Origin of the sequence: Citrobacter sp. S55_ASV_140, from assembly GCF_018919505.1 — a bacterium.
Taxonomy (GTDB): Bacteria; Pseudomonadota; Gammaproteobacteria; order Enterobacterales; family Enterobacteriaceae; genus Citrobacter; species Citrobacter werkmanii.
Genome location: NZ_JAHLQZ010000183.1, coordinates 1 through 7,704, shown reverse-complemented (window position 1 = coordinate 7,704; position 7,704 = coordinate 1). Strand labels below are relative to the sequence as shown.

At 53.5% G+C, this 7,704-nt stretch carries 7 protein-coding genes; 3 read left to right on the top strand and 4 right to left on the bottom strand.

The features are described from left to right. On the top strand, positions 1 to 504 hold a 504-nt coding region (can, locus tag KQJ18_RS19485; RefSeq protein WP_216422530.1), incomplete at its 5' end, for a carbonate dehydratase. 93 nt (positions 505 to 597) lie between these two features. Here the strand turns inward: can and hpt are convergent. Beyond that, positions 598 to 1,134: a hypoxanthine phosphoribosyltransferase gene (gene hpt, locus KQJ18_RS19480; protein WP_042312274.1), complete on the bottom strand. Its 537-nt coding sequence runs from the start codon at positions 1,132 to 1,134 to the stop codon at positions 598 to 600. A 203-nt stretch (positions 1,135 to 1,337) separates the two neighbouring features. On the opposite strand from hpt, the gene KQJ18_RS19475 reads away from it, so the two are divergent. Beyond that, positions 1,338 to 3,728, top strand: a complete 2,391-nt coding sequence (locus tag KQJ18_RS19475) for a glucose/quinate/shikimate family membrane-bound PQQ-dependent dehydrogenase (protein ID WP_216422528.1) — start codon at positions 1,338 to 1,340, stop codon at positions 3,726 to 3,728. An 85-nt stretch (positions 3,729 to 3,813) separates the two neighbouring features. Here the strand turns inward: KQJ18_RS19475 and cueO are convergent, their stop codons facing one another. Then, positions 3,814 to 5,424 carry a multicopper oxidase CueO gene (cueO, locus tag KQJ18_RS19470; RefSeq protein WP_121528589.1) on the bottom strand — a complete coding sequence of 537 codons (1,611 nt, stop codon included), beginning with the start codon at positions 5,422 to 5,424 and terminating at the stop codon, positions 3,814 to 3,816. A gap of 153 nt (positions 5,425 to 5,577) precedes the next feature. On the opposite strand from cueO, the gene KQJ18_RS19465 reads away from it, so the two are divergent. Further along, positions 5,578 to 5,925 carry a YacC family pilotin-like protein gene (locus tag KQJ18_RS19465; protein WP_003018667.1) on the top strand — a complete coding sequence of 116 codons (348 nt, stop codon included), beginning with the start codon at positions 5,578 to 5,580 and terminating at the stop codon, positions 5,923 to 5,925. A gap of 10 nt (positions 5,926 to 5,935) precedes the next feature. Here the strand turns inward: KQJ18_RS19465 and KQJ18_RS19460 are convergent, their stop codons facing one another. Together KQJ18_RS19460 and KQJ18_RS19455 are read right to left on the bottom strand one after the other, a co-directional pair. Next, the gene (locus KQJ18_RS19460) at positions 5,936 to 6,703 is read right to left on the bottom strand and encodes a DeoR/GlpR family DNA-binding transcription regulator (protein ID WP_038637298.1); all 768 of its coding nucleotides are present in this window, start codon (positions 6,701 to 6,703) and stop codon (positions 5,936 to 5,938) included. A 9-nt stretch (positions 6,704 to 6,712) separates the two neighbouring features. Next, on the bottom strand, positions 6,713 to 7,696 hold the full coding sequence (locus tag KQJ18_RS19455; RefSeq protein ID WP_216422531.1) for a D-threonate 4-phosphate dehydrogenase: 984 nt from the start codon (positions 7,694 to 7,696) through the stop codon (positions 6,713 to 6,715). Positions 7,697 to 7,704: the final 8 nt, after the last annotated feature.

Below are 7,704 nucleotides of genomic sequence, written 5' to 3'. Positions count from 1 at the left end.
GGTCTGGAACCGGGCGAATTATTCGTCCACCGTAATGTTGCCAATCTGGTTATTCACACCGACCTGAACTGCCTCTCAGTGGTTCAGTATGCGGTGGATGTGCTGGAAGTGGAACATATTATTATTTGCGGCCACTACGGATGTGGCGGCGTCCAGGCGGCTATTGAAAATAAAGAACAGGGGCTAATTGATAACTGGTTACTGCATATTCGCGATATCTGGTTTAAACACAGCTCACTGCTGGGCGAAATGCCGCAGGAACGCCGCATGGACACTCTGTGCGAACTGAATGTCATGGAGCAGGTCTATAACCTGGGTCATTCAACGATTATGCGATCCGCCTGGAAGCGCGGTCAGAAAGTCACGATTCACGGCTGGGCCTACGGTATTCATGATGGCCTGCTGCGCGATCTCGACGTCACCGCCACCAGCCGCGAAACGCTGGAGCAGCGCTATCGCCAGGGCTTATCTAACCTCAGCCAGAAACACTGCAACCATAAATAATGTGACATTGCCGGGAGGCGGCTATGCCTTACCCGGCCTACAAACCTGCGCCGTAGGCCTGATAAGCGAAGCGCCATCAGGCACTTCAGCCAATTACTCGTCCAGCAGCACTACTTTGCCAACGTACGGCAGATGGCGATAACGCTGGGCATAGTCAATGCCGTAGCCGACCACAAACTCATCTGGAATAGAGAATCCGATAAACTCAACCGGGACATCCACTTCACGACGGGAAGGTTTATCCAGCAGCGTACAGATAGCCAGGGATTTCGGCTCGCGCAGGCTCAAAATCTCACGCACTTTAGACAGCGTGTTGCCAGAGTCGATGATGTCTTCAACAATCAGCACGTCTTTGCCACGAATGTCTTCATCCAGGTCTTTCAGGATTTTAACATCGCGCGTGGTAGACATTCCGCTGCCATAACTGGATGCAGTCATGAAATCGACTTCGTGGGAGACATGCACTTCACGGCACAGGTCCGCCATAAACATAAATGAACCGCGTAACAGACCAACCAGCACCATATCGCTGCCGCTGTCCTTATAACGTTCGTTAATCTGACGTCCCAGTTCAGCAATACGCGCTTTGATCTCCGCTTCCGGGATCATGACTTCAACAGTATGTTTCATATCTCTAACCATATGATTTAAAAACAAATCACTCAATGCTTACTTTTAATAAGCGAGCATCTAAGCGCAAGGCACGCAGTATACCAGCAAAAGCATTCATCCGCGGCATCTGTTGATAAAGTTCATTGTGTGACAATCATCACGCGTTTTAACTCCTATAATTAACTGCTATTAAAGAAATAACACCTGTGATGGTATTTTTTATGGCAAATAACAACGTACGATCCCAACGACTTATCGTGACACTGAGTGCTCTGTTCGCCGCACTTTGTGGACTCTATCTCCTGATTGGCGGAGGCTGGCTGGTCGCCATCGGTGGCTCCTGGTATTACCCTATTGCGGGTCTGGCCATGGTCGGCGTGGCCTTCCTGCTATGGCGGAATCAACGCTCCGCGCTTTGGCTGTATGCCGTCCTGCTTCTCGCCACTATGATTTGGGGCGTATGGGAAGTCGGGTTTGATTTCTGGGCATTAACACCGCGTAGCGATATCCTGGTCTTCTTCGGTATCTGGCTGATTCTGCCGTTCGTCTGGCGCCATCTGATCGTACCTTCCAGCGGGGCGGTAACAGCGCTGGTCGTCGCACTACTGATTAGCGGCGGGATCCTGACCTGGGCGGGTTTCAACGATCCGCAGGAAATACACGGCACGCTGAGCGCGGATACCACCCCGGCCGAAGCAATTTCACCGGTGGCCGACGAGGACTGGCCCGCTTACGGGCGCAATCAGGAAGGTCAACGCTACTCACCGTTAAAACAAATTAACGCCGACAACGTACATCAATTGAAAGAAGCCTGGGTATTTCGTACCGGTGATTTAAAACAGCCGAACGATCCGGGTGAAATCACCAATGAAGTCACGCCGATCAAAGTTGGTGATACGCTCTATCTGTGTACCGCCCACCAGCGTCTGTTTGCACTTGATGCAGCGAGTGGTAAAGAGAAGTGGCATTTCGATCCGCAACTCAATACCAACACCTCTTTCCAGCACGTGACCTGTCGCGGCGTTTCTTATCATGAAGCACGGGCCGATAACGCCAGCCCGGAAGTGGTGGCTGACTGTCCGCGCCGCATCATCCTGCCGGTGAACGATGGCCGTCTGTTTGCCCTGAACGCGGAAACCGGCAAGCTGTGCGCAACCTTCGCCAATAAAGGCATCCTTAACTTACAGACCAACATGCCGGATACCACGCCGGGTCTGTATGAGCCGACGTCGCCGCCCATCATTACTGATAAAACCATCGTGATTGCCGGGTCGGTGACCGATAACTTCTCCACCCGCGAAACCTCCGGCGTTATCCGTGGTTTCGATGTGAATACCGGTAAGCTGCTGTGGGCGTTCGACCCAGGCGCCAAAGATCCCAATTTCATCCCGTCAGATGAACATACGTTCACCTTTAACTCACCCAACTCCTGGGCCCCTGCGGCCTATGACGCGAAGCTGGATCTGGTGTATCTGCCCATGGGCGTCACCACTCCGGACATCTGGGGCGGTAACCGCACGCCGGAGCAGGAACGTTATGCCAGCGCCATCCTGGCGTTAAATGCCACTACCGGGAAGCTGGCCTGGAGCTATCAAACCGTTCATCACGATCTATGGGATATGGACTTACCGGCGCAGCCGACGCTGGCGGATATCACCGTTAAAGGGCAGAAAGTCCCGGTCATTTACGCCCCGGCGAAAACCGGTAACATCTTCGTGCTCGACCGCCGTAATGGTGAACTGGTGGTACCTGCCCCTGAAAAACCGGTGCCGCAGGGCGCAGCCAAAGGTGATTACGTCAGCAAAACCCAGCCGTTCTCCGATCTCACCTTCCGTCCGCAGAAAGATTTGAGCGGCGCGGATATGTGGGGCGCCACCATGTTCGACCAGTTGGTGTGTCGCGTGATGTTCCACCAACTGCGTTATGAGGGCATCTTCACCCCGCCTTCAGAGCAGGGCACGCTGGTGTTCCCTGGCAACCTGGGGATGTTCGAATGGGGCGGCATCTCCGTTGATCCTAACCGTCAGGTGGCGATTGCCAACCCAATGGCCTTGCCGTTTGTATCGAAGCTGATCCCACGCGGTCCAGGCAATCCGATGGAGCCGCCGAAAGATGCCAAAGGCACCGGCACAGAATCAGGGATTCAGCCCCAGTATGGTGTTCCGTTCGGCGTCACGCTGAATCCGTTCCTGTCGCCATTTGGCCTGCCGTGTAAGCAGCCAGCCTGGGGCTACATCTCCGCCGTGGATCTGAAGACCAATGAAGTGGTGTGGAAAAAACGTATTGGCACACCGCAGGACAGCATGCCGTTCCCAATGCCGGTTCAGGTGCCGTTCAATATGGGAATGCCAATGCTGGGGGGGCCTATTTCCACCGCCGGTAACGTGCTGTTCATTGCCGCGACCGCCGACAACTATCTGCGCGCCTACAACATGAGTAACGGTGAGAAATTGTGGCAAGGTCGTCTACCGGCAGGTGGACAGGCGACACCGATGACCTATGAAGTGAATGGCAAACAGTATGTGGTGATCTCCGCCGGAGGTCACGGGTCGTTTGGCACGAAGATGGGCGATTATATCGTGGCGTACGCCTTGCCGGACGACGCTAAATAACTGAAAAGCCCGGTGGCGCTAAGCTTACCGGGCCTACGGATACGACATACAGGCCGGGTAAGGCGAAGCCGCCACCCGGCTTTTTTTATACCGTGAATCCGAGCATCATGCCGGTATCTTCATGCTCTAACAGATGACAATGCGCCATATAGGCATGCTCTTTCGGCGCATTGTGGTCAAACTTCACCAGCACCTCGCTGACGCCGCCTTCTACCCGTACCGTGTCCTTCCATCCCGCGCGGTGCGCGGCAGGCGCTTTGCCATTCTCAGACAAAATGCGGAACTGGGTGCCGTGAATATGGAACGGATGCAGCATCATGTCGCCCTGACCAGAAATCACCCAGCGCTCATGCTGACCTTTCGCCGCGGCGAACATGGGTTTATTCATATCAAACGCCAGACCGTTAATCCGGTTGGCATTATGGAAATCAAATGATCCCGCCTGCTTCATGTTGCCATGCTGCATGTTCCCCATGTTGCCATGGTTCATATTGCCATGATTCATCTTCCCGTGGCCCATATTGTCATTATTCATATGGTCCATCATCTTCCCATGATCCATACCCGCCATCGCCTGACCGCCGTATTTCTTCATCAGCATTTGCATGCCCATCATGTCGAGCATCGGATCCATAGATAGCTGTAGTTTGCGCACCGTCAGGCCATCCAGTGACGGCAATGACGGCATGGATGTCAGCGAATCAGGCAGCGTTGCGGAAGCGGTAATCAACAGCGGCTGAACGCGCATCACCGGGTGCGGCTTATCAAATGGCGCAACCGCCATCCCCATCTGGCTGACAGGAAGAGTGACCAGATCAAACGCCTTACCGTCGCTCACATCCACCAGCACTTCAAAGCGCTCGCCCATCAGCATAGGAAGTTCAGTGACTTTGACCGGTTCCGCCAACAGTCCACCATCGCTGGCAATAACGTACAGAGGACGATTGTCGCTGGCGGCAATATTCAGCGAGCGAGCGTTACACCCGTTCAGCAGGCGCAAACGCAGCCAACCGCGCGGCGCGGCATGCTGAGGATAAATCGCGCCGTTGGTCAGCAGCGTATCGCCAAACCAGCCGACGGCAGCGGTCATCATGTCCAGTTGGTAGTTGATCTGTCCATCGGCGGAAAACTGCTTATCCTGAATAATCACCGGCACATCATCTATGCCCCACTGCTTCGGCAGTAGTAGTTTGTGAATCTCTTCATCTTCAATCAGCACCAGTCCGGCCAGCCCCATCGCCACCTGACGACCAGTTTTGCCATGCTGATGCGGGTGGAACCAACAGGTTGCTGCCCGTTGATCCGGGGTGAAAGTGACAGAGCGTTTCCCGCCTGCCGGGATAATACCTTGCGGCCCACCGTCAACTTCACCAGGAATTTCCAGTCCGTGCCAGTGCAACGTCGTCTCTTCGGCAAGCTGGTTGTGGATATCCACCGTCACCGATTGCCCTTTATTCAGCTTTAGCGCCGGTCCGAGCAAATTGCCGTTATATCCCCACGTCGTGGCGGTTTTACCTGCAAAGCTCGACTGCCCGACTTGTGCAATCAACTGAATGCGATTAGAAGCATCGGCGGTTAACAGGTCTGGAATGGGCAATGCCGGACGGTCGGCGGCAAATACGCTACGGCTCCATAGAGGTAATGCTGACGCGACGCCCAGCGCCACGGAGTACTTTAAAAAGTCACGACGTTGCATAATCACTTCCTTATATTCAGCAGCTTAAGCAGGCTATCTTTTAAGCATAAGCCTTCCCCTTACGGGAAGGTCAAGTAAACGGCTAATAATAAAGGTCGTCGCTTCGCTCGCAGTGTGCTAACGTTTAAATTCCGTGATGCAGTGGTAGAAGCAATGAAGACGTTTTTCAGAACAGTTTTGTTCGGCAGCCTGATGGCCGTATGCGCAAATAGCTACGCGCTGAGCGAGTCCGAAGCCGAAGATATGGCCGATTTAACGGCAGTTTTTGTTTTTCTGAAAAATGACTGTGGATACCAGAATTTGCCAAATGGGCAGATCCGTCGCGCACTGGTCTTTTTTGCCCAGCAAAACCAGTGGGACCTGAGTAATTACGACACCTTCAACATGAAGGCGCTGGGTGAGGACAGCTATCGCGATCTCAGCGGTATCGGCATCCCAACGGCAAAAAAATGCAAAGCGCTGGCGCGTGATTCCCTGAGCCTGTTGGCTTACGTTAAATAATCCACCGCCGTTACTCTGGCTGTACCAGCGTCAGGGCCACGGATTGCGCTTTTAATTCAGCCTTTGCGCCTTGCGGTAAATTCACATCGGTAACAATATCAGTAAAGCGGCTAAGCGGCGCGACGTTAAATAACGAATGCGCGCCATACTTACTGCTATCCGCCAGTAATACCTTCCGTTGCGCATTGGCGATAATTTCTTGCTTCAGTCCCGCTTTGTCTTCCGTTGGCGTGGTCACACCCTTGTCCATGCTCCAGGTGTTACAGCTCATAAAGGCGATATCGGGATAGACGCTACGCAACATTTTCCGTCCAAACTCACCAATGCAGGACTGACTGCTGTCATCAATGCGCCCACCAACAATCGTCACTTCTATCTGGCGGAATTCTGACAAAAACAGGGCAATATGCAGATCAACAGTAATGACGCGCAGCGGCAAATGGGTCAGACATTTTGCCAGCTCCAGCATTGTGGTACCGGCATCAAGCACCACGGCATCGCCAGCATGCACCATTGAGGCGGCAAAACGCGCAATCGCCCGTTTCTCAGCGGGCGATCGCAGTTGCTTTTCATTGGTAGTCGGCTGCGCCGCTTCAAAACGTCGCAGGGCAACACCGCCGTGGCTACGGCTGATCACGCCCTGTTCATCCAGCTTGATGAGGTCGCGTCTGATTGTTGCTGGAGAGGCGTCAACCGCCTCAACCAGTTGCTCCACGGTAACCAGCGTATGATTTTTCAAATACGCCACAATCTTATCCAGACGGTGTTGGCCTTTCATAACAGTAAATTACGCCAGTTGCATTGCCAGTTTGATCGATACGACCATGCTCTCAGATTTTGCTTTTCCCGTCCAGGCGATATCAAATGCCGTACCGTGATCGGCTGAGGTACGAATAAACGGCAAACCTGCCGTGATATTTACCCCATCATAAAAACCAAGCAACTTAAGCGGGATATGACCCTGATCGTGATACATCGCCACCACCATGTCGTACTGGCCTTCATAAGCCTGCAAAAACACAGTATCCGGCGGGCACGGTCCGTATACATTCATCCCCTTCGCTTTCATATTCTCAATCGCAGGCCCGACAATGCGGATTTCCTCATCACCAAACAGGCCATTCTCACCGGCATGTGGATTCACCCCCGCGACGGCAATACGCGGATGCGCAAAACCGACGCGCTTCAGGAAGGTATCGGCAATGCCAATCACCGTTTCAACACGTTGCCCATTGAGCGTATCGAGAAATTTGCGCAAAGCAATATGCGTGGAAACATGGATGACTTTCAGCTTGTCGGTGTAGAGCACCATGGCGTAATCACGACTTTCCGTCAACGTTGCCAGCAGTTCCGTATGTCCGGGATAATTGTGTCCGCCAAGATGTAATGCTTCTTTATTCAACGGCGCGGTCGCAATAGCGTGCACATCGCCCTTCATCGCCAGTTCCGTCGCCCGTTTTACACAGCGATAGGCCAGATCGCCTGCCTGCGCCTGCACTGTTCCCGGGACCAGTTCGTCGGGTTGCGCCAACGGTTCATCAATCACATGAATCGTACCCGGTTCGAATCGGGCATCAGCAACCTTTTCGATTGCACGGAATGTCACCCCTTCAGCCAGCCCCTGGGCCTGTAATCGCTGCAGAGTTTGCAGGCACCCAACCACCACCAGCGGGGCGCCATTAAGGTCATCTTCACGCAGTGCTTTAACAATAATTTCCGGACCAATCCCCGCCGGATCTCCCATCGTAATCGCAATAGTTTTAGTTACCACGGTACATC

Bases quoted from the DNA above. Each gene is read 5' to 3' on its own strand.
- KQJ18_RS19460 (WP_038637298.1), bottom strand. From the start codon at position 6,703: ATGAAAGGCCAACACCGTCTGGATAAGATTGTGGCGTATTTGAAAAAT.
- hpt (WP_042312274.1), bottom strand. From the start codon at position 1,134: ATGAAACATACTGTTGAAGTCATGATCCCGGAAGCGGAGATCAAAGCG.
- KQJ18_RS19465 (WP_003018667.1), top strand. From the start codon at position 5,578: ATGAAGACGTTTTTCAGAACAGTTTTGTTCGGCAGCCTGATGGCCGTA.
- cueO (WP_121528589.1), bottom strand. From the start codon at position 5,424: ATGCAACGTCGTGACTTTTTAAAGTACTCCGTGGCGCTGGGCGTCGCG.
- KQJ18_RS19475 (WP_216422528.1), top strand. From the start codon at position 1,338: ATGGCAAATAACAACGTACGATCCCAACGACTTATCGTGACACTGAGT.